We start from the raw sequence: 25,645 nt of genomic DNA on the forward strand, positions 1-25,645 counted from the left end.
ATTTTAACTTTTATAAAATAAATAGTGATAAAATATTTGTAAAATATATATCTCTATTGAAATAATATATTTGATAATATATATTATTTATAAAGATAGGATAGTATTAGTGGTATTTGTCAATAATTAAATTAGGAGGTGAATATTATTGATTAAAAAAATATTAAGAGTGCTTATAACTTTAGGGGGAGGAAGTTTAGGTTACATAGTAGGAAAACTAGTAATAGATTATAATTTATTATCTAAAATAGGAATAATGTCAACATCGTCAGTTAAAGGAATTTTATTTATTATATTTTGTATTTTATTATTTTTGTTGTTCTTTTACTTTATATCTGCATATGTAACTAAACTTATTATTAAAACGATAGATTGTGTAGAAAAGAGATTACAAAAATTACCAACAGCAGATATGCTATTAGGACTAGCTGGTGCAGTTTTAGGTTTAATTGTTGCTTCATTGCTAGCAAATTTAGTAAAAGCAAATTCTGCTATTTCAACAATAATAGTGTTTATAGTAACTGTCATATTAGTTGTGGTTTGTGCTGATATGGCAATTAGGAAGAAAGAGGATATATTAAATCTTTTTTCTAATATGAAAAAGGGATCAACGTCAAAAGATGGCAAATTAAAAAATATTCCAAAAGGTACTGCTAAAGTACTAGATACTTCAGTGATAATAGACGGAAGAATTTTTGATCTTTGTCAAACTGGATTTATAGAGGGAACTCTTGTAATACCTAACTTTGTATTAGATGAGCTAAGACATATAGCTGATTCTGGCGATGGGTTAAAAAGAAATAGAGGAAGAAGAGGACTTGATATACTTAACAAAATACAAAAGGAGTTAAGTATAAAAGTTGAAATTTGGGAAGGTGATTTTCCAGAAATTGCAGAGGTTGATAGTAAGTTACTAAAATTATCACAAGTTTTAAATGGAAAAGTAATAACAAATGATTATAACTTAAATAAGGTTGCAGAAGTTCAAGGTGTTCCAGTGCTGAACATAAATGAGTTAGCTAATGCTATAAAACCAGTAGTTCTACCAGGAGAAGATATGAAAATACAAATAGTTAAAGATGGTAAAGAATCTGGCCAAGGACTAGCATATTTAGATGATGGAACTATGATTGTTGTTGAAGACGGTAGAAATCACATTGGTGATATTGTTATAGTAACAGTTACATCAGTGTTACAAACAGCAGCAGGAAGAATGATTTTTGCAAGAATTAGAGAGGAAGTAAAAATGTTAAATGGCAAATAAAGTGATAGTATTAGCAGCAGGAAGAGGAAAAAGGATGGGCGCTAATAAAAATAAGCAATTTTTAGAACTTAATTGCAAGCCCATACTATATCATACACTTATGGCCTTTAATAATTGTAATCTAATTGATGAAATCTTATTGGTTGCTTCTGAAAAGGAAATAGATTATTGTAGACGTGAAATTGTTGATAAGTATAAAATTGATAAAGTAAAGAAAATAGTATGTGGTGGTAAGGAAAGACAATATTCTGTTTTAAATGGGCTTAAGGAATTAACAGATTGTGATACAGTTCTTATACATGATGGCGCAAGACCTTTTGTTGACGAAAAAATTATAGAGGATGGAATAAAATATTCCAAAGTCTATGGAGCTTGTGCTTGTGGAGTGTTACCTAAAGATACTATAAAAATAAAAGATAATAGTGGGTTTTCATTAAAAACACCAAATAGAAATGATTTATTTGCAGTTCAGACACCTCAGGTTTTTAAATACGATTTAATTTTAAAATGTCATGAAAATATTTTAAAAGAAAATATAAGTGTTACTGATGATACTATGGTAGTTGAACATTATGGGAATAAAGTATTTCTTTATGAGGGGAGCTATAATAATATAAAAATAACTACCCCAGAAGACTTATTATTAGCTGAAAAGATAATAGAAAATACAATATAACAAAATTAATTCTAGGAAAGTAAAAATTATAAAATATATAAATTACTTTCCTTTTTTTTATCTTGACATGATTTTTTTAAAATGGTATATTAAATTTACTTTTATAAAAGAATAATGGTAAGCGATGATAAAGAATAGTAGAAATTACTATACAGAGAGAAAACTTTATGCTGAGATGTTTTCACCAATTTCGAACCTACTTTTGAGCAGTAGCAAAAACTACCGGTAATAAATACCGATATCAAAATGAGAGTACAAAATTTAGGTGGTACCGCGATATAACTCGCCCTAAAACAGGGACGAGTTTTTTTTATACAAAAAAATAAGTGTATATAGATTTAAGGAGTGTGGCAAGATGAGAGTATCAAATATGTATTTAGGAACATTAAGAGAAGTTCCAGCAGAAGCGGAAATATTAAGTCATCAATTAATGTTAAGAGCTGGTATGATGAGAAAGTTAGCATCAGGAGTGTATAACTATTTACCAATAGGTCTTAAAGTGCTAAAAAATATTGAAAACATTGTAAGAGATGAGATGGATAAAGCAGGAGCACAAGAATTCTTATGTTCAGCGTTGCTTCCTTCAGAACTTTGGAAGGAATCTGGAAGATGGGATGTTATGGGGCCAGAAATGTTCAAATTGCAAGATAGAAATGAAAGAGAATTTTGTCTAGGACCAACACATGAAGAAGTGTTCACAGATTTTGCAAGAAATGAGATAAAATCATATAAACAATTACCAATAAATTTATATCAAATTCAAACAAAATATAGAGATGAAAGAAGACCAAGATTCGGAGTAATGAGATCAAGAGAATTTGTTATGAAAGACGCATATTCTTTTGATAGAGATGAAAAAGGACTTGATTTATCATATGATAAAATGTATGAAGCATATTGTAACATATTTACTAGATGTAGATTAGATTTTAGTCCAGTAGAAGCAGATTCAGGAGCTATGGGTGGATCAGGATCAGCAGAATTCATGGTTAAATCAGAGGTTGGAGAAGATGAAATAGTATTCTGTGATGAGTGTAAATATGCTGCAAATGTTGAAAAAGCACCAGCTACAGCAGAAGAAGGACCAGAAGAAGACTTAAAAGAATTAAATAAAATCCATACACCAAATATAAAAACTATAGATGAATTAGTTAATGGGTTAGGAATAAATAAGAAAAAGTTAGCAAAAACTTTATTATTTAAAGCTGATGAACAAATAGTTGCTATTATGGTAAGAGGCGACAGAGAATTGAATGAAATAAAGGTTGCAAATGCACTAGGTGGTGTGGTAGAATTCATGATGTGTGATAGTGAAAAAGTTATCAATGCAACTAACGCGCAAGTTGGTTTTGCAGGCCCAATAGGAATAAAAGTAGACAAATTGTTTATTGATGAAGAAGTTACTAAAATGAAAAACTTTGTTATTGGAGCTAATGAAACAGACTATCATTTTGAAAATGCCAACTATGGAAGAGATTTTGAAGGAATTGTGGGAGATTTCAGAAAAATCACTGTTGAAGATAAATGTCCTAAATGTGGTGGAAATATCACAATTGCTAGAGGCGTAGAAGTAGGACATATATTTAAACTGGGCACTAAGTATTCAAAATCTATGAATGCAAATTTCATTGATGAAGATGGAAAAAATAAACCATTAGTTATGGGTTGTTATGGTATAGGTGTAAATAGAACAATGGCAGCTATAATAGAGCAACACAATGATGAAAATGGTATAGTTTGGCCTTTAGAAATAGCACCATATCACATTGTTGTAATTCCTGCTGTTATGAAAAATGAAGAACAAGTAGCAGAAGCGGAAAAAATTTATTTACAACTACAACAATTAGGAATAAAGGCTCTTTTAGATGATAGAAATGAAAGAGTTGGAGTTAAATTTAAAGATTCTGAGTTAATTGGAATACCAATGAGAATTACAGTAGGTAAAAAATTAACTGATGGAATAGTAGAATTTAAACTTAGAAATGGTGGGGAAGTTGAAGAAATTAAAATTTCCGAAGTAATTGACAGAATAAAGGTTGAATTTGAACAAAATAAGTTATAAAATAAAAGTAGATAATAACTGGCATGATTATATATTATAATCATGCTAGCTATAATAAAATATAAGGGTTTAAATGTAAGGGGCTATTATTAGTGTTATTAAAAAAGGGGAAAAACTAAATTAAATTTTCTGATAAGATATACGTTTCAAACAAAACTAATGTTTCAAACAAAAACGAATGTTTGGAACAAAGTCAATGTTTGAAACAAGAAAAATCTTTCAAACAAAAGGAGAGTAATAACAATGATAACATTAGCTGACGTAAAAAAAGCGCAAGAAAATCTTAAAGGGGTATCAAGAAAAACTCCGTTATTTGTATCATCAACTTTTTCAAAACAAACAGGATATGAAGTATATCTAAAATGTGAAAACAAACAAAAAACTGGTTCTTTCAAATTAAGAGGAGCTTACAATAAAGTAGCATCCTTAACTGAAGAAGAAAAGGCTAAAGGAGTTGTTGCTTCATCAGCAGGAAACCATGCGCAAGGTGTTGCTTATGCAGCTACAGCATTTGGAATTAAGTCTACAATATGTATGCCAGTTACTGCACCACTTGCAAAAGTTCAAGCAACTAAAAACTATGGTGCAACAGTAATACAACATGGAGAAGTTTATGATGATTGTTATGCTAAAGCAGTAGAAGTTCAAAAGGAAACAGGCGCTACTTTCTTACATCCATTTGATGATGATCAAGTAATGGCTGGACAAGGAACAATTGCTCTTGAAATATTAGAAGATTTACCAGATGCAGACGCTATTTTAGTACCAATTGGTGGTGGCGGAATTATTGCTGGTATAGCAGTTGCTGCAAAATCTATAAATCCTAACATAAAAATAATTGGAGTTCAAGCAGATGTGATAGCTTCAAGTAAAGTTTCCTTAGAAAAGGGAGAAGTTGTAACAGTTGATGGACCTAAGTCATTAGCAGATGGTATATCAGTTAAAACTCCAGGAAATAAAACATTTGAAGTAATTAAAAAATATGTTGATGAAATAGTTACAGTTACTGAAGATGAAATAGCAAGCGGAATATTCTCATTAATGGAAAGAAATAAAGTTGTAGCTGAAGGCGCTGGTGCTGTTGGACTAGCTGCATTATTATCAGGAAAAGTTAAAAATGCAGGTAAAAAAGTTGTTACAGTAGTTAGTGGTGGTAACATAGATATAGCTACAGTTTCTAAAATAATAGATAGACAATTACTTTTAAATAAAAGAAGAATAACTTTACAAATTGAATTAAAAGATAAAATAGGTGAATTAGGAAATTTAATTTCTGAAATAGCATCATTAGGTGGAAATGTTTATAAAGTAAAACAAGATAAAAACTGGAATCCAAAAGGATTAGAGATTTCTAGTATTGAAATTGAAGTAGAAACAGAATCTAAAGAACATGCAGAAATGATAAAAACATCATTATCAGCAAAAGGATATGCTATAGACGAATTAACTAAATAGTAAATAAATACGTAAGTATTTTTATAAAAGAGCGTTTATGACTTTCAAAAGTTGTAAGCGCTTTTGTTTTTGAAAAATTAATTAACTTATAATATTTTTATATAAAATGTAATGTTAAATTTCAAGTGAGTCAGAGCATGTCTCACTATGTTGAGTATCCAAGTTTTGGAGTGAATAAATTTAAGAGTCAACTTTGAATCCTATGAAAAGGTTATAATTAAAAAATAAAAATAAGAAAATTTTTATTTAATTATTTAATATGATAATATGTATTATGTAAAAACAACATAGAAAGTGAAAATCAGTATAAATTGATATATAATATGTTATGTAGGGACACAAGTTTGGAATTGGATTTATTCACGAACTTAAAAATATTTTCATGTGAAATAGAATTTTGAGTTTAGATGTTTACAAGATTACATCACTATTTTGGGTATGGAAATTTTGGATGAATGAATTTTAAAAGTCAGCGTGGAAACCTATAAGAAAGATAAATTAAAACAAAGTATAAAATAAGGAGAAAATCATGGATTTTGATTTAATAAAAAATAAATTTTCAGAAACAGATATAATACAGCTAAATCCATTAGTGTTAGCATTAGCTGGGGATGCTGTATATGAGGTATTTATAAGAACATATTTAATAGAAAAATTTAGGGGTATGAATGTAAATAAATTGCATAAAAAAACAGTGAGCTATGTTAAGGCTAAATCCCAATGCGAATATATGAAACAAATTATTGATGAGTTAAATGAAAAAGAAATGGCAATATTTAAAAGAGGAAGAAATAGCAAATCGCATACGCCTAAAAATGGTGATGTTATAGAGTATAAATGGGCTACAGGTTTTGAGGCATTAATTGGATATTTATACTTAAGTGGAGAAACAGAAAGATTAGATTATGTATTAACAAAAGTTATAAAATATGAGGAGGAAAAAACTAATGTTGAAAGTTAAACTTATAGAACATACACCTAATCCAGAAAAAGTAGTAGCATCAGCAGCTAAACTTTGCTATAGCTCAGTTGGTGTTGATGAAATATTAGAAGGATTAGATGGAAATAAGACAAATAAATTTATAGAAATGTTAATGAACTATGGACACTATTCACCAGTAGAACATATAAGTTTTACCTTTGCTATAGAAGGGGTATCTAGAAGTTTAACACATCAATTGGTAAGACATAGAGTAGCTTCATATTCACAACAAAGTCAAAGGTATGTTAAATTAAAGCAATTTCAGTATATAGTTCCACCAAACATAGAAAAACATGAAAAGGCCAAAGAAATTTTTATAAGTGCAATGAATAAAAATCAAAAGGATTATGATGATATAGTTGAAATATTATATAATGATTTTTATAATAGTGAAATTCAAAAGTATATAGAAACTAATAAATTAGTATGCGAAGATGAAATAGATGAAAAAGTTAAAAAAAGAATTAAAAATTCTAGTGTGAAAAAAGCCATAGAAGATGCTAGATACGTATTCCCAAATGCATGTGAAACTAAAATTATAGTAACTATGAATGCCAGAGAACTTATGCACTTTTTTGCTCATAGATGTTGTAATAGAGCTCAGTGGGAAATTAGAAATATGGCAGATGAAATGCTTAAAGAAGCTAAAAAAGTGGCACCTACAATATTTAAATTTTCAGGTCCTTCATGCTTAAAGGGTTCATGTCCAGAGGGTACTATGACTTGTGGTGAAATCTTGAAAATTAAAGATAAATATAATCAATTATAAAATTTGAAAGAGGTTAAGTTTATGACTAAAAGAAAAGATGAGAATAACAGATTTAAAGAAAATAGAGTGAAAGAAAATAGAGTGAGAGAAGATAGATTTAAAGGAAGTAGAGTAAGAGAAGAAAGAGTGAAAGAAGATTTAGTGATAAGAGAAGACCTAATAGAAGGAAGAAATGCTGTTATAGAGGCGTTAAAGTCTGATACAACTATAGAACAAATATTGGTAGCTAAAGGAGACTCTAAAGGATCTATAAATGTTGTTTTAGGATTAGCAAAGGAACAAGGAATTGTAATTAAGTATGTTGAAAGAGCTAAACTTGATGAAATGTCTCAAACTTCAGCACACCAAGGAGTTATAGCAAAAGTTACTCCTTATAAATATTATGATATAAAGGATATATTAGATTATGCAAAGTCTAAAGATGAAAAACCATTTATAATAATCCTAGATGAAATTGAAGATCCACACAATTTTGGGTCAATAATAAGAACAGCAGAAGTTTGTGGAGTACACGGAATTATAATTCCAAAAAGAAAAAATGTTGGGGTAACACCTACAGTTTACAAAACAGCAGTTGGGGCTACAGAACACATGAGAATAGCAAAAGTTACTAATATAAATACTACTATAGATGAATTAAAAGAACATGGGCTTTGGATTTATGGTGCAGATATGTCAGGTGAAGTATGTTACAAAACAGACCTAAGTGGAGCAGTTGCGTTAGTTATAGGAAGTGAAGGAAAAGGTATGTCAAAACTAACAAAAGAAAAATGTGATGTATTGGTTAAAATACCTATGGTTGGACAAATAACTTCATTAAATGCTTCAGTAGCAGGCGGAATATTGATGTATGAGGTATTAAAACAAAAGTCTTAATGACTTTTGTTAATCATTGTGAGAATAGTTTTTGTTGATGGATATAATGTGATAAACAGCTGGCCAGAACTAAAAGAAATAAAAGAATATAGTTATGAGTCAGCTAGAGAAAAATTACTTGACATAATGCGTAATTACTCAGCGTTTTGTGGTTATAAAATAGAAGTGGTATTTGATGCACATATGGTTAAAGGGGCTTATGAAAAAAAAGAAAAAAATGATAAGGTAAGTGTTGTATTTACTAAAGAGGGAGAAACGGCAGATGCATATATAGAAAAAAAGGTGAATCTTATAGGACGAAAATTTGAGGTATATGTGGTTACATCTGACTCGTTAGAACAACAAGTCACATTTCAAAGGGGCGCCAGTAGGATGTCTTCTTTAGAATTTTATCATGAAGTTATGAAGATTGAAGGGAAAATAGGAAAAAAATGTGAGAAGGTATACTCTCAGAAGAGGAACTTATTTGAAGATATGATAGATGAAGATATAGCAAAAATATTAGAAAAGATGAGAAGAAGTCAGTAATAGTGAGCTTGACGCAATTTTATAATACTGTATAATCTAAAGTAAATTCATAGTTAATTTTTGGAGGGAATGCTGTTGGAAAAAAGGGTTGACAATGGAGAAAATAAAAATTCCTTTATAGATAAAACGGATGAAGAAATAGTTATATTAGCTAGAGAAGGAAACAAAGAAGCATTAGATTACTTGTTATGTAAATATGAAAATTTTGTTAGGGGAAAGGCTAAATCATATTTTTTAATTGGGGCAGACAGAGAAGATATATATCAAGAAGGTATGATTGGATTATTTAAAGCAATAAGAGATTTTAGATTGGATAAATTGGCATCGTTTAAGGCATTTGCAGAGCTTTGTGTTACAAGACAAATAATAACGGCGGTTAAAACTGCTACTCGTCAAAAACACATTCCTTTAAATACTTATATATCTTTAAATAAACCAATATACGATGAGGAATCTGAAAGAACTTTGATGGATATAATATCAGGGGTTAAAATTTCAGATCCAGAAGAATTAGTTATAAGTAGAGAAGAATTACAAAATATAGAAAATGAAATAGGGCAAGTGTTATCAGAACTTGAAATGGAAGTTTTAATGTCGTATTTAGATGGAAAATCTTATCAAGAGATTGCTTGTGACCTTGATAGGCAAGCAAAATCAATAGATAACGCACTTCAAAGAGTTAAGAGAAAATTAGAAAAATGTCTAAATAAAAGAGTGTGATTTACGTTGACAATACATTATACATATTGTATAATGAATAACTGATATAAAGCAATTTATACGACGCACTTGAATAAGGATAATGCCCATATAGCTCAGTAGGTAGAGCGTCACCTTGGTAAGGTGGAGGTCACCGGTTCAATCCCGGTTATGGGCTCCAAACTCGTTGAGGGATGACAACACGCCAGGATGAGTTTATAGGATAAATATTTAAAGAATAAAAGGAGGAATTATAAATGGCAAAAGCAAAATTTGAAAGAAGTAAACCGCACGTTAACATAGGAACTATAGGACACGTTGACCACGGTAAAACAACATTAACAGCTGCAATCACAACAGTATTAGCAAACAGAGGATTCGCAGAGGCATTTAAATATGACGAAATAGATAAAGCACCAGAAGAAAAAGAAAGAGGAATCACAATCAACACAGCACACGTTGAGTATGAAACAGATGCAAGACACTATGCACACGTTGACTGTCCAGGACATGCTGACTATGTTAAGAACATGATCACAGGAGCAGCACAAATGGATGGAGCTATCTTAGTTGTATCAGCAGCAGATGGTCCAATGCCACAAACAAGAGAGCACATACTACTAGCATCAAGAGTTGGAGTACAATACATAGTAGTATTCTTAAACAAAGCAGATATGGTAGATGATCCAGAATTACTAGAATTAGTTGAAATGGAAATCAGAGAGCTATTAAGCGAATATGACTTCCCAGGAGATGATATTCCAGTAGTAACAGGATCAGCATTAAAAGCATTAGAAAACCCAACAGATGAAGCAGCAACAGCATGCATCATGGAATTAATGGGACACGTAGATGAATACATTCCAACACCAGAAAGAGCTACAGATAAAGCATTCTTAATGCCAGTAGAGGACGTATTCACAATAACAGGAAGAGGAACAGTAGCAACAGGAAGAGTTGAAGCTGGAATTCTTAAAGTTGGAGACGAAGTTGAAGTAGTAGGATTAAGCGAAGAGAAAAGAAAAACTGTATGTACAGGAGTTGAGATGTTCAGAAAACTTCTAGATCAAGCAGAAGCAGGAGATAACATCGGAGCTTTATTAAGAGGAATACAAAGAACTGACATCCAAAGAGGTCAAGTATTAACTCAACCAGGAACAGTAAATCCACACAAAAAATTCGTAGGTCAAGTATATGTACTTAAAAAAGAAGAAGGCGGAAGACATACACCATTCTTCGATGGATACAGACCACAATTTTACTTCAGAACAACTGATGTAACAGGATCAATCAAATTACCAGACGGAATGGAAATGGTAATGCCAGGAGATCACATCGACATGAACGTTGAATTAATAACTCAAGTAGCAATGGATGAGGGATTAAGATTCGCGATCAGAGAAGGTGGAAGAACTGTAGGATCAGGAGTTGTTACTTCAATAGTTAAGTAATAATAAAAAGAAATCACCATAATAGGACTGGGTTTCTAACCTAGTCCTTTTAAAAGGCATTTTGAATAAAAAGGCCAAAATGAATAAAAAATGAAAAAACAGAAATACTTACCAAAGATAAAGCTACTAACTAATTTGTTGACATATTTAAAAACTTGTGATAAATTAATTGGGTAGTTAAAAATTCGGATTTTAATTTCTAATATAATAAAGACAATACGATTAAGTTTAAGATAAATCACTCGTGAATTAGGAGGTGTAGACTGTGAGAGTTAAAGTGACTTTAGCATGCACAGATTGCAAACAAAGAAACTACAATACAATGAAAAACAAGAAAAACAACCCAGACAGAATAGAAATGCAAAAATATTGCAAATTCTGCCACAAACATACACTTCATAAAGAAACAAAATAATTATACCTAATTAAAATTGGGGATGTGAAAAAAAGATGGCTAAGAATGTTGAAAAAAAGTCAAATACAAAAAAGAAGCGTTCAGGAGTCATTCAGTTTTTTGTAGACTTAAAAGCTGAGTTCAAAAGAGTAACTTGGCCTTCCAAGAAAGAAATTAAAAAAGCTTCTGGAGCAGTGATTAGCTTTTGTCTTCTTTATGTGATTCTAGTAGGTTTGTTGGATACTGGTTTCAATAACCTCTTTAAAATGTTCTTCAAATAATAGAAAAGGGAGGTAGGGGATTGGTTTAATCAACCCCTGAAGTTATGACAGGAAAAGCTAAATGGTATGTTGTTCATACTTATTCTGGATATGAAAACAAAGTTAAAGCTAACCTTGAAAAAGCTATTGAAAATAGAAACCTTGAAGAGTTCATTCATGACATTCAAGTTCCTATGGAAGAACAAGTTGAAATCAAGGATGGCAAGAAAAAAGTAACTTACAAAAAAATATTCCCTGGATATGTAATGGTTAGAATGGTTATGACAGATGACTCTTGGTATATCGTAAGGAATACTAGAGGAGTTACAGGATTTGTTGGACCAGGATCAAAACCAGTGCCTCTAACAGAAGAAGAGGCAAAAAACATGGGAATTGTTGAAAAATCAATTTCTATAGATATAGAAGTTGGGGAGCAGGTAAAAATAGTATCTGGCCCATTTGCAGAATTTATGCTTTCTATACAAGAAATAAATATAGAGAAGCATAAAGTAAAAGGTCTAGTTGATATGTTTGGCAGGGAAACTCCTGTTGAACTTGATTTTAATCAAATAGAAAAAATGGATTAAGCTTATAAGATAAAATCTTAATATAGATTTATTCTTATTAAGTGGGAGGGCTTTTAAAGTCCGATTACCACAATATAGGAGGTGTAAACTCATGGCTAAGAAAATAACAGGAATGATAAAACTTCAACTTCCTGCAGGAAAAGCAACACCAGCACCACCAGTTGGACCAGCATTAGGACAACATGGTGTTAATATCATGGGATTCTGTAAGGAGTTTAACGCAAAAACTGCTGATAAGGCTGGATTAATAATACCAGTAGTAATTACTGTATTTCAAGACAGATCATTCAGCTTCATACTAAAAACTCCACCAGCAGCAGTTCTTTTAAAGAAAGCAGCTGGAATCGAGAGTGGTTCAGGCGTACCTAACAGAACAAAAGTTGCTACAGTAACTGCAGCTCAAGTTAGAGAAATAGCTGAATTAAAGATGCCAGATTTAAACGCTGCATCAGTAGAAACTGCTATGAGCATGATAGCTGGAACAGCTAGAAGCATGGGAATAACAGTAGAAGAATAATTCGATTTTTAAATTAGTGGGAGGCAAAAACCGTTAATACCACAAAGGAGGATAGCAATATGGGAAAAAACTACATAGAGAGTGCTAAATTAGTAGAAAGAAACACTCTATATACACCATCAGAAGCTATGGAGCTTGCGATAAAAACATCAAAAGCAAAATTTGATGAGACAATAGAAGTTCACGTAAGACTTGGTGTTGACCCAAGACATGCGGATCAACAAGTTAGAGGAGCAGTTGTTCTACCTCATGGAACTGGTAAAACAGTTAGAGTTTTAGTTTTCGCTAAAGGCGATAAAGCTAAAGAGGCAGAAGCAGCAGGCGCAGACTTCGTTGGAGCAGAAGAATTAGTAGAGAAAATCCAAAAAGAAAACTGGTTTGGATTTGATGTAGTTGTTGCTACACCAGATATGATGGGAGTAGTAGGAAGATTAGGAAGAGTATTAGGACCAAAAGGATTAATGCCAAACCCTAAATCTGGAACAGTTACATTTGATGTTACTAAAGCTTTAGCTGACATTAAAGCTGGTAAAGTTGAATACAGAGTAGACAAAACTGCTATAATACACGTTGGAGTAGGTAAAAAATCTTTTGGAGAAGCTAAATTACAAGAGAACTTCACTACTTTAATGGATGCAGTAGTAAAAGCAAAACCAGCTGCAGCAAAAGGACAATATATAAAATCAGTTACAGTAGCAAGCACAATGGGTCCTGGAATTAAAATCAACCCAGCAAAAGTTACTGAATAATTTTAAAAAAATATATTGACTAGTTGCAACAAGTATGTTAGAATCTTAAAAGTTGAATATAATAAATATTCCGTAGACAGTAGGTGCCTTTGGCGTAACAGATTAACCTACCGAGGGTTCTAATAGAACGTGATGATTTTATTGGTCTCTTCGTATGTTTGCGGGGAGACTTTTAATTTTAAATAAACAGTGAAAGCTGTGAGGAGGTGGACACACAGTGCAAAGCAAAAACAGAGCATTAAAAGAAGCAAAAGTTGCTGAAATAAAAGAAAAATTAGAAAAAGCTCAAGGCGTTATACTAAGTGAATATCAAGGATTAACAGTTGAGCAAGACACAGAATTAAGAAAGAATTTAAGAGAAGCTGGTGTTGAGTATAAAGTTTACAAAAACACATTAGTAGCATTAGCTGCTAAAGAGCTAGGAATAGAAGGATTAGAAACATACCTTCAAGGACCTGTATCAATAGCATTTGGTTATGAGGATCCAACAGCTCCAGCAAGAATATTAAATGATTTCGCAAAAGCTAACAAAAAGCTACAATTAAAAGCTGGAGTAGTTCAAGGCGAATTATTTGATGGAGATAAAGTTAAAGAGCTTGCTTCAATACCACCAAGAGAGGTATTACTTGCAAAACTTCTTGGAAGTTTCAAAGCTCCATTATCAAACTTAGCGTACTTATTAACTGCTATAGCAGATAAAAAAGAAGAAACAGCTGAGTAAGAATATACAAACAAAACACTATAACAAAGATAAAAAAAGAAAGATAAATTTCGGAGGTGCATTTAAAATGACAAAAGAGCAAATAATAGAAGCTATAAAAGAAATGAGCGTTTTAGAATTAAATGAATTAGTTAAAGCTTGTGAAGAAGAATTCGGAGTAAGCGCAGCTGCACCAGTTGCAGTAGCAGGAGCAGCAGTTGCAGGAGCAGCAGCAGAAGAAAAAACTGAATTTGAAGTAGTTCTAGCAAGTACTGGAGCTAACAAAATAAAAGTTATAAAAGCAGTTAGAGAAATAACTGGATTAGGATTAAAAGAAGCTAAAGAAATAGTTGATGGAGCTCCTAAAACATTAAAAGAAGGCGTAAGCAAAAACGAAGCTGAAGAAATGAAAGCTAAATTAGAAGAAGTTGGAGCAGCTGTAGAAGTAAAATAGTTGCAACATTAACAAAAAAAGGAGTACTTTCATAGTGCTCCTTTTTTCATCTAAAGCTTGACTTTAGGTTGAAAATGTGATAAAATAATTCAATGCGAAAGTAATTAGACAGTTTAAGTTATGTAATTAATTGTAGAAAAAAGAAGAAATATATATGTGTGAATAAAAATTCTACAATTGGTTATAATAGCATGATGAAAAAGTGTGAAGTCCGAAAACACAAAGTCCTAGGGGATAGTGGGTTTTTGGGTTATTTTAGTTTATACAAGGGGTGAAAGCTGATGGTACATCCTGTCAAAAATGGAAAAAGAACAAGAATGAGTTTTGCTCGAGTAGGCGATAAGGCAAACATGCCTAATCTAATTGAGGTTCAATTAGATTCATACAATTGGTTTTTAAAAGAAGGTTTACAAGAAGTATTTGAAGACATTAATCCAATTCAAGATTATACAGGAAATTTAGCCTTAGAATTTGTTGGCTATAAGCTTGATTTTGATAACATCAAATACAGCGTAGAACAATGTAAAGAAAGAGATACAACTTATGCAGCACCACTAAAAGTAAAAGTTAGATTACGTAATAATGAGACTGGAGAAATAAAAGAACAAGATGTCTTCATGGGAGATTTCCCATTAATGACGGAACAAGGAACTTTTGTTATAAATGGTGCAGAAAGAGTTATTGTAAGCCAGCTTGTTAGATCACCAGGTGTCTACTATAACTATTCAGTTGATAAAACTGGTAAAAAGTTATTTACATCTACTGTTATACCAAACAGAGGTGCATGGCTAGAATACGAAACAGACTCAAATGACATTATATATGTAAGAATTGACAAAACTAGAAAAATACCAATAACAGTTCTTGCAAGAGTAATGATGCACTATGGTAGTGATGCTGAAATATTAGATTTCTTTGGTGAAGAAGAAAGATTAAAAGCTACTATAGAAAAAGATAATACTAAAGATAGAAATGAAGCATTATTAGAGATTTATAAAAGATTGAGACCGGGTGAACCACCAACTGTTGACAGTGCTATTTCATTGATAGATTCATTATTCTTTGATGCAAAAAGATATGATTTATCTAGAGTTGGAAGATATAAATTCAACAAAAAGTTAGCTATTCATTTAAGAATCGCTAATCAAATAGCTGCTGAAAACATAGTAAACCCTTCAACTGGCGAAATAATAGTTGAAAAAGGGGAAAAAATTGACAGAGATGTTGCGCTAGATATTCAAAATTTAGGAATAAACTCTGTTGACATATTAGTAGAAGACAAAGTTTTAAGAATAATAGGAAACCACTTTGTTGATATAACTAAACATGTAGACTTTGATGTTAAGGAATTAAATATAAGAGAATTAGTTCACTATCCAACACTTAAAGAAATCTTAGATAATAACAGTGATGAAGATAGTATAAAAGAAAAAATCAAAGCAAACATAAACAAATTAATACCTAAACATATAATCAAAGATGACATATATGCAACAATAAGTTATGAGTTAGGTTTAGCTTATGCAATTGGATATGTAGATGATATAGATCATTTAGGAAATAGAAGATTAAGATCAGTAGGAGAATTATTACAAAACCAATTCAGAATTGGACTTTCAAGAATGGAAAGAGTTGTCAAAGAAAGAATGACAATTCAAGACCAGGAAGTAATAACTCCACAGGCATTAATTAACATAAGACCAGTGGTTGCATCTATAAAAGAATTCTTTGGTAGTTCACAGTTATCACAGTTCATGGATCAAACAAACCCATTATCCGAATTAACACATAAGAGAAGATTATCTGCATTAGGACCAGGAGGACTTTCAAGAGAAAGAGCTGGTTTTGAAGTAAGAGACGTTCACTATTCACATTACGGAAGAATGTGTCCAATAGAAACTCCAGAGGGCCCTAATATAGGACTTATAAACTCATTAGCTACTTATGCTAAAGTTAACGAATATGGATTTATAGAGACTCCATTTAGAGTTATAAATAAGAAAACTGGAGTAATTACAGATGAAATAAGATATATGACTGCTGATGAAGAAGATAACTATATAGTTGCTCAAGCGAATGAACCAATTGGAGAAGATAATATATTTGTAGATAAAAAGGTAACAGTTAGAGCAAAAGCTGAGGTTATAGTTGTTCCAAGAGAAGAAGCTGATTTAGTTGACATTTCTCCAAGACAAATAGTTTCCGTTGCTACAGCAATGATTCCATTCTTAGAGAATGACGACGCATCAAGAGCACTGATGGGATCAAACATGCAACGTCAGGCAGTTCCACTATTAAGAACACAAGCGCCTGTTGTTGGTACAGGAATAGAATTTAAAGCTGCTGTAGATTCTGGAGTATTACCAAAAGCTAGAAATGCTGGAACAGTAATTTACGTGAGCGCAAATGAAATTAGAGTAAAAAGAGATGAAGATGGCGGAATGGATTCTTATAAACTTCTTAAGTTTAAAAGATCTAACCAAGGTACTTGTATAAACCAAAGACCTATAGTTGATAAAGGTGAAAAGGTTGATAAAGGTACAGTACTTGCAGATGGCCCGTCTACGGATTTAGGAGAAATAGCTTTAGGAAAGAACATACGTATAGGATTTATAACTTGGGAAGGTTATAACTACGAGGATGCTATGTTAATTTCAGAAGAATTAGTAAGAGAAGATATATTTACTTCAGTTCACATAGAAGAGTATGAAGCAGAAGCTAGAGATACAAAACTAGGACCTGAAGAAATAACAAGAGATATACCAAATGTAGGTGAAGAAGCGCTTAAAGATATCGACGAAAGAGGTATCATAAGAATAGGTGCTGAAGTAAGATCTGGAGATATATTAGTAGGTAAAGTAACTCCAAAAGGAGAAACTGAATTAACTGCTGAAGAAAGATTATTAAGAGCTATATTTGGAGAAAAAGCAAGAGAAGTTAGAGATACATCTTTAAGAGTACCACATGGTGAAGCTGGAATTATAGTAGATGTGAAAGTATTTACAAAAGAGAACTCAGATGAGTTACCTCCTGGAGTAAATCAATTAGTAAGATGCTATATAGCACAAAAAAGAAAAATATCTGTCGGAGATAAAATGGCGGGAAGACACGGTAACAAAGGTGTTATTTCAAGAGTTTTACCAGAAGAAGATATGCCGTTCTTACCAGATGGTAGACCACTACAAATATGCTTAAACCCATTAGGGGTTCCGTCTCGTATGAACATCGGTCAGGTACTAGAAGTTCATTTAGGATGGGCAGCTAGTGAATTAGGTTGGCATATAGCAACACCAGTATTTGATGGTGCATTAGATAGTGATATAGAAGATTGCTTAGAAAAAGCAGGATATAATAGAGATGGAAAAACAGCTTTATATGATGGTAGAACTGGAGAAGCCTTTGATAGTAGAGTTACAGTTGGATACATGTATATATTAAAACTGCATCACTTAGTTGATGACAAAATACATGCTAGATCAACAGGTCCATACTCATTAGTTACTCAACAACCGCTAGGTGGTAAGGCTCAATTCGGAGGACAAAGATTTGGAGAGATGGAAGTTTGGGCACTTGAAGCATACGGTTCAGCGCATACACTTCAAGAAATCTTAACAGTTAAGTCAGACGATGTTGTAGGAAGAGTTAAAACTTATGAAGCAATAGTTAAAGGTGAAAATATATCTGAGCCAGGAATACCTGAATCATTCAAAGTTCTTATAAAAGAATTACAAGCACTTTGTTTAGATGTAAAACTTTTAAATGACTCAAAAGAAGAAATCAGATTTAAAGAATCTGCAGAAGAAGAGTTAGAAGACTTAGAAGTTAATATAGAGGGTACTGAGGAACAAACTCCAAAAGAACCTGAAAAAGAGTATATAGAACCAATAGAAGAAGAAGTAGAAGAAGAAGTAGAGATAGAATATGAAAATTTACCTCTAAATTTTTCTGATGACGTAATAGAAATAAATGATTTCAATGATGAACACTAAAAATTGAAGGGAGGATGTACCCTTGGTTGAATTAAATAATTTTGAAGCAATACAAATTGGTCTTGCTTCTCCAGAACAGATAAGAGAGTGGTCTAGAGGAGAGGTAAAAAAACCTGAAACAATTAATTATAGAACATTAAAACCAGAAAAAGATGGCCTATTCTGCGAAAGAATATTTGGACCTATGAAAGACTGGGAATGTCATTGTGGAAAATATAAAAGAGTAAGATATAAAGGGATAGTTTGTGACAGATGTGGAGTTGAAGTTACAAAAGCTAAAGTAAGACGTGAGAGAATGGGGCATGTAGAACTTGCTGCCCCTGTATCACACATTTGGTACTTCAAAGGAATTCCATCTAGAATGGGATTAATTCTAGATATGTCACCAAGATCACTAGAAAAAGTATTATATTTTGCTTCATATGTAGTATTAGATGCAAAGGATACTCCATTAGAGAAAAAGCAAATATTAACTGAAAAAGATTTTAGAGAAGCTGTTGATAAATACGGATATGATGGATTTGTAGCAGGAATGGGAGCAGAATCTGTAAAAAGACTTCTGCAAGACATAGATTTAGAACAGTTATCTTTAGAATTAAAAGAAGAATTGAAAACTAGTAGTGGTCAAAAGAAAATTAGAACTATTAGAAGATTAGATGTTGTAGAATCTTTTAGAAAATCTAGAAATAAACCTGAGTGGATGATTATAGATGTAATACCTGTAATACCGCCAGATTTAAGACCTATGGTTCAATTAGATGGTGGAAGATTTGCTACATCAGATTTAAATGACTTATATAGAAGAGTTATAAATAGAAATAATAGACTTAAAAAACTTTTAGATTTAGGAGCTCCAGACATAATTGTAAGAAATGAAAAAAGAATGTTACAAGAAGCTGTAGATGCTCTTATAGATAATGGTAGAAGAGGTAGACCTGTTACAGGACCAGGAAATAGACCGTTAAAATCTTTATCAGATATGTTAAAAGGTAAACAAGGAAGATTTAGACAAAACTTACTTGGAAAACGTGTTGACTATTCTGGACGTTCAGTTATCGTTGTAGGACCTGAATTAAAAATGTACCAATGTGGTCTTCCAAAAGAAATGGCATTAGAATTATTTAAGCCATTTGTTATGAAAAAGCTAACAGAAAGTGGAATCGCACATAATATTAAAAGTGCTAAAAGAATGGTTGAAAGAGTAATGCCTCAAGTATGGGATGTACTAGAAGAAGTAATAGTAGACCATCCAGTATTACTAAACCGTGCTCCAACTCTACACAGACTTGGAATACAAGCATTCCAACCAGTTCTAGTTGAAGGAAGAGCTATAAAACTTCATCCATTAGTTTGTACAGCATACAACGCAGACTTTGATGGAGACCAAATGGCTGTTCACGTTCCACTATCAGTTGAGGCTCAAGCAGAAGCAAGATTCTTAATGTTAGCTGCACATAATATATTAAAACCATCTGATGGTAAACCAGTATGTGTACCTACTCAGGATATGGTTCTAGGATCATATTACTTAACTTTAGACAAAGATGGTGCTAAAGGTGAAGGAAGAATGTTCTCTTCACCAGAAGAAGTTTATATGGCATATCAATGCAAAGATATAGATATACATGCTAAAATAAAAGTTAGACTTTCTAAAATGAAAGATGGTAAATTAGTTAGTGGAATCATTGATACTACACCAGGTAAGTTATTATTTAATGAATCTATACCTCAAGATTTAGGATTCGTTGATAGAAGTTTACCTGAAAATGAGTTTAAACTAGAAATTGATTTCTTAGCAAGTAAGAAAAATCTAGGGAAAATTATAGATAAGTGCTATTTAAAATATGGCGCTACAGAAACATCTAAAATGCTTGATAACATAAAAGCTAGAGGATATCACTTCTCATCTATAGGAGCTATTACAGTTGCTACATCAGATATGGAAGTTCCAGAAGCTAAAAAAGCATTGCTTAAAGAAGCAGATGAAACAGTTGATAAAATTGAAAAAATGTACAGAAGAGGATTCATATCTGAAGATGAAAGATATAACAGAGTTATAGATAAGTGGACTAAGACTACTGAAGATATAGCGAATGCCTTAATGGACAGCTTAGATAAATTCAATCCTATAGCTATGATGGCAGATTCAGGAGCCAGGGGTTCTAAGAGTCAGATCAAACAGCTTGCAGGTATGAGAGGTCTTATGGCTAATCCATCAGGTAAGATTATAGAACTTCCTATCAGAGCGTCATTCAGAGAAGGTCTAGACGTACTTCAATACTTTATTTCAACTCACGGAGCTAGAAAAGGTAACGCCGATACAGCTCTTAAAACAGCTGACTCAGGATACTTAACAAGAAGACTTGTTGATGTAAGTCAAGATGTTATAGTAAGACACGAGGATTGCGGAACTCATGAAGGATTCGAAGTAAGTGAAATAAAAGAAAGTAGTGAAGTAATAGAATCATTAAGTGAAAGACTTACAGGTAGATATAGTGCAGAGGATATAATTGATCCAAAAACTGGAGAAATTATAGTTCCAAACGATACTTATATGGATATTCATCTTGCTGAAAGAGTTGAAAAAGCAGGAGTGAAGAAAGTAAAAATAAGATCTGTATTTACATGTAAAGCAAAAATAGGAGTATGTTGTAAGTGCTATGGTATGAACATGGCAACAGCTCAAAAGATAAATATAGGAGAAGCAGTTGGTATAATTGCTGCTCAATCAATTGGTGAACCAGGAACACAGCTTACAATGAGAACATTCCATACAGGGGGAGTTGCCGGAGCGGATATCACTCAAGGTCTTCCAAGGGTTGAAGAGCTATTTGAAGCTAGAAAACCAAAGGGATTAGCTATCGTAAGTGATGTAGCTGGTGAAGCAAGAATAGAGGAAACAAAGAAGAAGAGAACTGTTATAGTTGTTGCAAATGATGGCGAAGAATTCAGCTATGATATACCATTTGGATCTAGAGTAAAAGTTGCTAATGGTGAATTTATTGGAGCTGGAGACGAGATAACAGAAGGTTCAGTTAACCCACATGATATCATAAGAATTAAAGGTGTTAATGGAGTTAAAAACTATCTTCTTTCTGAAGTTCAAAAGGTTTATAGATTACAAGGTGTTGATATCAACGATAAACACTTAGAAGTAGTTGTAAGACAAATGACAAGAAAAGTTAAAATAGAAGAATCTGGAGATACTGAGTTATTACCAGGTACAATGATAGATATGTTTGATTTCGAAGCAGCTAATGAAAAAGTATTAGCTGAAGGTGGAGTACCAGCAGAAGGTAAAATAACACTACTAGGAATTACTAAAGCTTCCTTAGCTACAGATTCCTTCTTATCAGCAGCATCATTCCAAGAAACTACAAGAGTTCTTACAGATGCAGCGATAAAAGGAAAAGTAGATCCATTAGTTGGATTAAAAGAAAATGTAATTATAGGTAAGTTAATTCCAGCTGGAACTGGTATGAATCGTTACAGAACTATTAAAATATCTACAGAAAATGAAACAGAAGAAAAAAATGAAGAAAATTTAGAAGCCTAACAGAATAAAAGTAAGAATATATTTTATTGACAGTATAGGCCTAAGGTGATAAAATACAGAATGTGTGATTTTATGAAAGGTTACACTAGTATATGAGGGGTGAAAATATGGTAAGCAGACTTACAGGCGAAAAAGTTGTTGGAATTAAGCAAACAACTAAAGCATTAAAAGCTAAGCAAGGTAAAATATTGTATATAGCAAAAGATGTAGATCCAAAGATTGCAAACCCTATTTTAGAGTTAGCAAAAGCTAATTACCTGCAGATTGAGTATGTTGAAACAATGAAAGATTTAGGGAAACTATGCTCTATAGATGTTTCGGCGGCCACTGCGCTCATATTATAATAATTGTTATTAGATATTTAATATAAATATATCTATATCATCATACATTAGTACTTGGTATTAGTGTATGATGTTTAGATAGATATACTATTAGAAATTAATAGTATGCTAAAATATAGGAGGTGAAATAATGCCAACAATCAGCCAATTAGTTAGAAAAGGAAGAAAATCTTTAGCAACTAAATCAACTGCACCAGCATTAAAAGAGTGTCCACAAAAAAGAGGAGTTTGTACAGTAGTTAAAACAACAACTCCAAAAAAACCAAACTCAGCTTTAAGAAAAATTGCAAGAGTTAGACTTACAAATGGATATGAAGTTACTGCTTACATCGGTGGAGTTGGACACAACTTACAAGAGCATAGTGTTGTTCTTATAAGAGGTGGAAGAGTTAAAGACTTACCAGGGGTAAGATACCACATAGTAAGAGGAGCTCTAGATTCAGCAGGAGTTGCAAACAGATTACAATCAAGATCTAAGTATGGTGCTAAGAAACCAAAACAAAAATAATTGGTTTCAATTGATTGAGCTAAGAGGTGCGATGCCTTCGGCATTTATATAGATTATACATACATTAATTTAAATAAATTTAGTTGAAGCAGAGTGCTTTGCGGTAGAAATATCGAGTACCTATGAGTTAATTTTAAATTGTTAAGGAGGGAAGAAAAGTGCCAAGAAAAGGATTTATAGCAAAAAGAGATGTATTACCAGATCCAGTTTATAATTCAAAAGTTGTTACTAAGTTAATAAACAATGTTATGGAAGATGGTAAAAAGGGAGTAGCACAAAAAATATGCTACGACGCATTTGAAATAATAAAAGAAAAAACTGGCAAAGAAGCTTTAGAAGTTTTCGAAGAAGCAATGAACAATATAATGCCATTATTAGAGGTTAAAGCAAGAAGAATAGGTGGAGCTACTTACCAAGTGCCTATCGAAGTTAGAACTGAAAGAAGACAAACATTAGGACTAAGATGGTTATTAATGGCTTGTGAAAAAAGAGGCGAAAAGTACATGAGAGAGAGACTTGCAAACGAGTTAATCGACGCTTCAAACAACACAGGAGTAGCTGTTAAAAAGAGAGAAGATACTCATAAGATGGCAGAAGCTAATAAAGCTTTCGCTCATTACAGATATTAATATTGAAACTGTTTTGGCTCTGCCAAAACAGTTTTGTCAAATTTTAAAATCACTCGTTGAGAGGAGGAAACAAACGTGGCTAGACAATATGAATTAGAAAAATTTCGTAATATCGGAATAATGGCTCATATAGATGCTGGTAAAACAACAACAACAGAGCGTATATTATTCTACACAGGAAGAACTCACAAAATAGGAGAGACTCACGAAGGTGGAGCTACAATGGACTGGATGGTTCAAGAGCAAGAGAGAGGTATAACAATTACTTCTGCAGCAACAATGTGTTTTTGGAGAGATCACGTAATAAACATCATAGATACACCAGGACACGTAGATTTTACAGTTGAGGTTGAAAGATCTCTAAGAGTTCTTGATGGAGCTGTATGTGTATTCTGTGCAAAGGGAGGGGTTGAACCTCAATCTGAAACTGTTTGGAGACAGGCAGATAAGTACAGTGTACCAAGAATGGCATATGTAAACAAAATGGATATAATGGGTGCTGACTTCTTCAGAGTTGTAAGCATGATGAGAGATAGATTACATTGCAATGCAGTGCCAATACAATTACCAATAGGAAAAGAAGAAAACTTTGCTGGAATAATTGACTTATTAAAAAATAAGGCAGAAATCTACAAAGATGATCTTGGAAGAGAAATCGAAGAAACTGACGTTCCAGAAGATATGAAAGAATTAGCTGAAGAATATAGAGCTGCTTTAATAGAAGCTATTGCAGAACTTGATGAAGAGTTAATGATGAAATACCTTGACGGAGAAGAGTTAACTATAGAAGAGTTAAAAGTTGCTTTAAGAAAAGGTGTATGCAACAATGAAATCGTTCCAGTAATGTGTGGATCATCTTACAAAAACAAAGGTGTTCAAATGATGATTGATGCTTCTGTTGATTACATGCCATCACCACTTGATGTACCATCTATAAAAGGTACAGATGCTGTAACTAATGAAGAAGTTGAAAGACATGCAAATGATGATGAACCATTAGCTGCGTTAGCATTCAAAATAGCTACTGACCCATTTGTTGGTAAATTAGCATTCACTAGAGTTTACTCAGGAGTAATGGAAAGTGGTACATATGTATTAAATGCTAATAAAGGCAAAAAAGAAAGAATCGGAAGACTTGTTAAAATGCATGCTAATGCAAGAGAAGAAGTTAACGAATTAAGAGCAGGAGATTTAGGTGCTGTTATAGGACTTAAAATGACAACTACAGGAGATACATTGTGTTCAGAAGACTCTCCAGTTATTCTAGAAAACATGGAATTCCCAGAACCAGTTATAGAAGTTGCTATAGAACCAAAATCAAAAGCAAGCCAAGAAAAAATGGGAATATCTTTAGCAAAACTTTCAGAAGAGGATCCAACATTTAAAACTTGGACTAATCATGATACAGGACAGACAATAATAGCAGGTATGGGAGAGCTTCACTTAGAAATCATCGTTGATAGACTTCAAAGAGAATTCAAAGTTGAGTGTAACGTAGGTAAGCCACAAGTTGCTTATAAAGAAACAATCAGAAAACAAGTTAAAGCTGAAGGTAAATTCGTTAGACAATCAGGTGGACGTGGACAATACGGTCATGCTGTAATAGAATTAATACCTCACAAAGGAGAATATGAATTCGAAAATGCTGTTGTTGGAGGATCAGTACCAAAAGAGTACGTAGGACCTATCGATAACGGAATTAGAGAAGCTTCTGAAGCTGGTATTCTTGGAGGATTCCCAGTTCTTAACTTCAAAGTAAGATTAGTTGACGGATCATACCATGATGTTGACTCATCTGAAATGGCATTCAAAATTGCTGGATCTATGGCATTCAAAAATGCTATGGCTAAAGCAGAGCCAGCAATACTTGAACCAATAATGAGAGTTGAAGTAGTTATACCAGAAGAGTACATGGGAGACGTTATGGGAGACATAAACTCTAGAAGAGGTAGAATAGAGGGAATGGAAGCTCAAAACGGAGCTCAAACAATAAAAGCAATGGTACCACTATCAGAAATGTTCGGATATGCAACAACTTTAAGATCTAGAAGTCAAGGTAGAGGTAACTACAGTATGGAATTCGCTGCTTATGAAGAAGTTCCAAAAAGCTTACAAGAGCAAATCATAGGAAAAAAATAATAAATCTTTAAGATTTATAAAATAATATATATAATACTTTAAAGTATATAAATTGCA

Annotated in this window: 23 protein-coding genes, 1 tRNA gene and 1 other annotated feature; all 24 genes read left to right on the forward strand. The window is 32.5% G+C overall.

Annotated features, from left to right (window positions below; genetic code table 11):
- Positions 1–148 precede the first annotated feature (148 nt).
- Positions 149–1,264 carry a PIN/TRAM domain-containing protein gene (locus AZI32_RS09250; RefSeq protein WP_010295391.1) on the forward strand — a complete coding sequence of 372 codons (1,116 nt, stop codon included), beginning with the start codon at positions 149–151 and terminating at the stop codon, positions 1,262–1,264.
- Positions 1,254–1,940, forward strand: a complete 687-nt coding sequence (ispD, locus tag AZI32_RS09255; RefSeq protein WP_061995572.1) for a 2-C-methyl-D-erythritol 4-phosphate cytidylyltransferase — start codon at positions 1,254–1,256, stop codon at positions 1,938–1,940. Before AZI32_RS09250 ends, ispD begins: the two co-directional genes overlap by 11 nt.
- Positions 1,941–2,295: 355 nt before the next feature.
- Complete coding sequence (locus AZI32_RS09260; RefSeq protein ID WP_061995573.1) at positions 2,296–4,002, forward strand: proline--tRNA ligase; 1,707 nt, start codon at positions 2,296–2,298, stop codon at positions 4,000–4,002.
- Positions 4,003–4,245: 243 nt separating this feature from the next.
- Positions 4,246–5,457 carry a threonine ammonia-lyase gene (gene ilvA / locus AZI32_RS09265; protein WP_061995574.1) on the forward strand — a complete coding sequence of 404 codons (1,212 nt, stop codon included), beginning with the start codon at positions 4,246–4,248 and terminating at the stop codon, positions 5,455–5,457.
- 529 nt (positions 5,458–5,986) lie between these two features.
- Positions 5,987–6,418, forward strand: coding sequence for a ribonuclease III domain-containing protein (locus AZI32_RS09270; RefSeq protein WP_061995575.1), 432 nt, complete (start codon positions 5,987–5,989; stop codon positions 6,416–6,418).
- Positions 6,405–7,208: an FAD-dependent thymidylate synthase gene (gene thyX, locus AZI32_RS09275; protein WP_199870854.1), complete on the forward strand. Its 804-nt coding sequence runs from the start codon at positions 6,405–6,407 to the stop codon at positions 7,206–7,208. The genes AZI32_RS09270 and thyX overlap by 14 nt, the downstream gene beginning before the upstream one ends.
- Before the next feature lie 21 nt (positions 7,209–7,229).
- Complete coding sequence (rlmB, locus tag AZI32_RS09280) at positions 7,230–8,084, forward strand: 23S rRNA (guanosine(2251)-2'-O)-methyltransferase RlmB (protein ID WP_082761206.1); 855 nt, start codon at positions 7,230–7,232, stop codon at positions 8,082–8,084.
- 18 nt (positions 8,085–8,102) lie between these two features.
- Positions 8,103–8,612, forward strand: coding sequence for an NYN domain-containing protein (locus AZI32_RS09285; RefSeq protein ID WP_061995618.1), 510 nt, complete (start codon positions 8,103–8,105; stop codon positions 8,610–8,612).
- 69 nt (positions 8,613–8,681) lie between these two features.
- A complete protein-coding gene (gene sigH / locus AZI32_RS09290) occupies positions 8,682–9,332 on the forward strand; it encodes an RNA polymerase sporulation sigma factor SigH (RefSeq protein WP_157450881.1) in 651 nt (216 codons plus the stop codon).
- Between the two features lie 84 nt (positions 9,333–9,416).
- Positions 9,417–9,492 (forward strand) — tRNA-Thr (locus AZI32_RS09295).
- A 76-nt stretch (positions 9,493–9,568) separates the two neighbouring features.
- Positions 9,569–10,762, forward strand: a complete 1,194-nt coding sequence (tuf, locus tag AZI32_RS09300) for an elongation factor Tu (protein WP_061995578.1) — start codon at positions 9,569–9,571, stop codon at positions 10,760–10,762.
- 265 nt (positions 10,763–11,027) lie between these two features.
- Positions 11,028–11,177, forward strand: coding sequence for a 50S ribosomal protein L33 (gene rpmG / locus AZI32_RS09305; RefSeq protein ID WP_010295376.1), 150 nt, complete (start codon positions 11,028–11,030; stop codon positions 11,175–11,177).
- A 35-nt stretch (positions 11,178–11,212) separates the two neighbouring features.
- Positions 11,213–11,437, forward strand: a complete 225-nt coding sequence (secE, locus tag AZI32_RS09310) for a preprotein translocase subunit SecE (RefSeq protein WP_010295374.1) — start codon at positions 11,213–11,215, stop codon at positions 11,435–11,437.
- Positions 11,438–11,481: 44 nt separating this feature from the next.
- Complete coding sequence (gene nusG, locus AZI32_RS09315) at positions 11,482–12,003, forward strand: transcription termination/antitermination protein NusG (protein WP_061995579.1); 522 nt, start codon at positions 11,482–11,484, stop codon at positions 12,001–12,003.
- Between the two features lie 91 nt (positions 12,004–12,094).
- Positions 12,095–12,520 (forward strand): 50S ribosomal protein L11, encoded by a 426-nt coding sequence (gene rplK / locus AZI32_RS09320; protein ID WP_061995580.1) that lies wholly within the window; start codon positions 12,095–12,097, stop codon positions 12,518–12,520.
- Positions 12,521–12,579: 59 nt separating this feature from the next.
- Positions 12,580–13,269 carry a 50S ribosomal protein L1 gene (rplA, locus tag AZI32_RS09325; RefSeq protein WP_061995581.1) on the forward strand — a complete coding sequence of 230 codons (690 nt, stop codon included), beginning with the start codon at positions 12,580–12,582 and terminating at the stop codon, positions 13,267–13,269.
- A gap of 52 nt (positions 13,270–13,321) precedes the next feature.
- Positions 13,322–13,454 (forward strand) — a sequence feature (ribosomal protein L10 leader region).
- A 32-nt stretch (positions 13,455–13,486) separates the two neighbouring features.
- Complete coding sequence (gene rplJ, locus AZI32_RS09330; protein ID WP_061995582.1) at positions 13,487–13,990, forward strand: 50S ribosomal protein L10; 504 nt, start codon at positions 13,487–13,489, stop codon at positions 13,988–13,990.
- A gap of 67 nt (positions 13,991–14,057) precedes the next feature.
- On the forward strand, positions 14,058–14,423 hold the full coding sequence (gene rplL / locus AZI32_RS09335) for a 50S ribosomal protein L7/L12 (RefSeq protein ID WP_061995583.1): 366 nt from the start codon (positions 14,058–14,060) through the stop codon (positions 14,421–14,423).
- A 281-nt stretch (positions 14,424–14,704) separates the two neighbouring features.
- The gene (gene rpoB, locus AZI32_RS09340) at positions 14,705–18,412 is read left to right on the forward strand and encodes a DNA-directed RNA polymerase subunit beta (protein ID WP_061995584.1); all 3,708 of its coding nucleotides are present in this window, start codon (positions 14,705–14,707) and stop codon (positions 18,410–18,412) included.
- 22 nt (positions 18,413–18,434) lie between these two features.
- On the forward strand, positions 18,435–21,968 hold the full coding sequence (rpoC, locus tag AZI32_RS09345) for a DNA-directed RNA polymerase subunit beta' (RefSeq protein WP_061995585.1): 3,534 nt from the start codon (positions 18,435–18,437) through the stop codon (positions 21,966–21,968).
- A 107-nt stretch (positions 21,969–22,075) separates the two neighbouring features.
- Entirely contained in the window at positions 22,076–22,312 is a 237-nt protein-coding gene (locus tag AZI32_RS09350) for a ribosomal L7Ae/L30e/S12e/Gadd45 family protein (protein ID WP_061995586.1), read from the forward strand.
- Positions 22,313–22,442: 130 nt separating this feature from the next.
- The gene (gene rpsL, locus AZI32_RS09355; protein ID WP_010295350.1) at positions 22,443–22,820 is read left to right on the forward strand and encodes a 30S ribosomal protein S12; all 378 of its coding nucleotides are present in this window, start codon (positions 22,443–22,445) and stop codon (positions 22,818–22,820) included.
- Between the two features lie 158 nt (positions 22,821–22,978).
- Positions 22,979–23,449: a 30S ribosomal protein S7 gene (gene rpsG / locus AZI32_RS09360; RefSeq protein WP_061995587.1), complete on the forward strand. Its 471-nt coding sequence runs from the start codon at positions 22,979–22,981 to the stop codon at positions 23,447–23,449.
- Between the two features lie 75 nt (positions 23,450–23,524).
- Positions 23,525–25,588: an elongation factor G gene (gene fusA, locus AZI32_RS09365; RefSeq protein WP_061995588.1), complete on the forward strand. Its 2,064-nt coding sequence runs from the start codon at positions 23,525–23,527 to the stop codon at positions 25,586–25,588.
- Positions 25,589–25,645: the final 57 nt, after the last annotated feature.

It is taken from the genome of Clostridium sp. ATCC 25772 (assembly GCF_001573875.1).
In the GTDB taxonomy this organism is placed as follows: Bacteria; Bacillota; Clostridia; order Clostridiales; family Clostridiaceae; genus Clostridium_J; species Clostridium_J senegalense.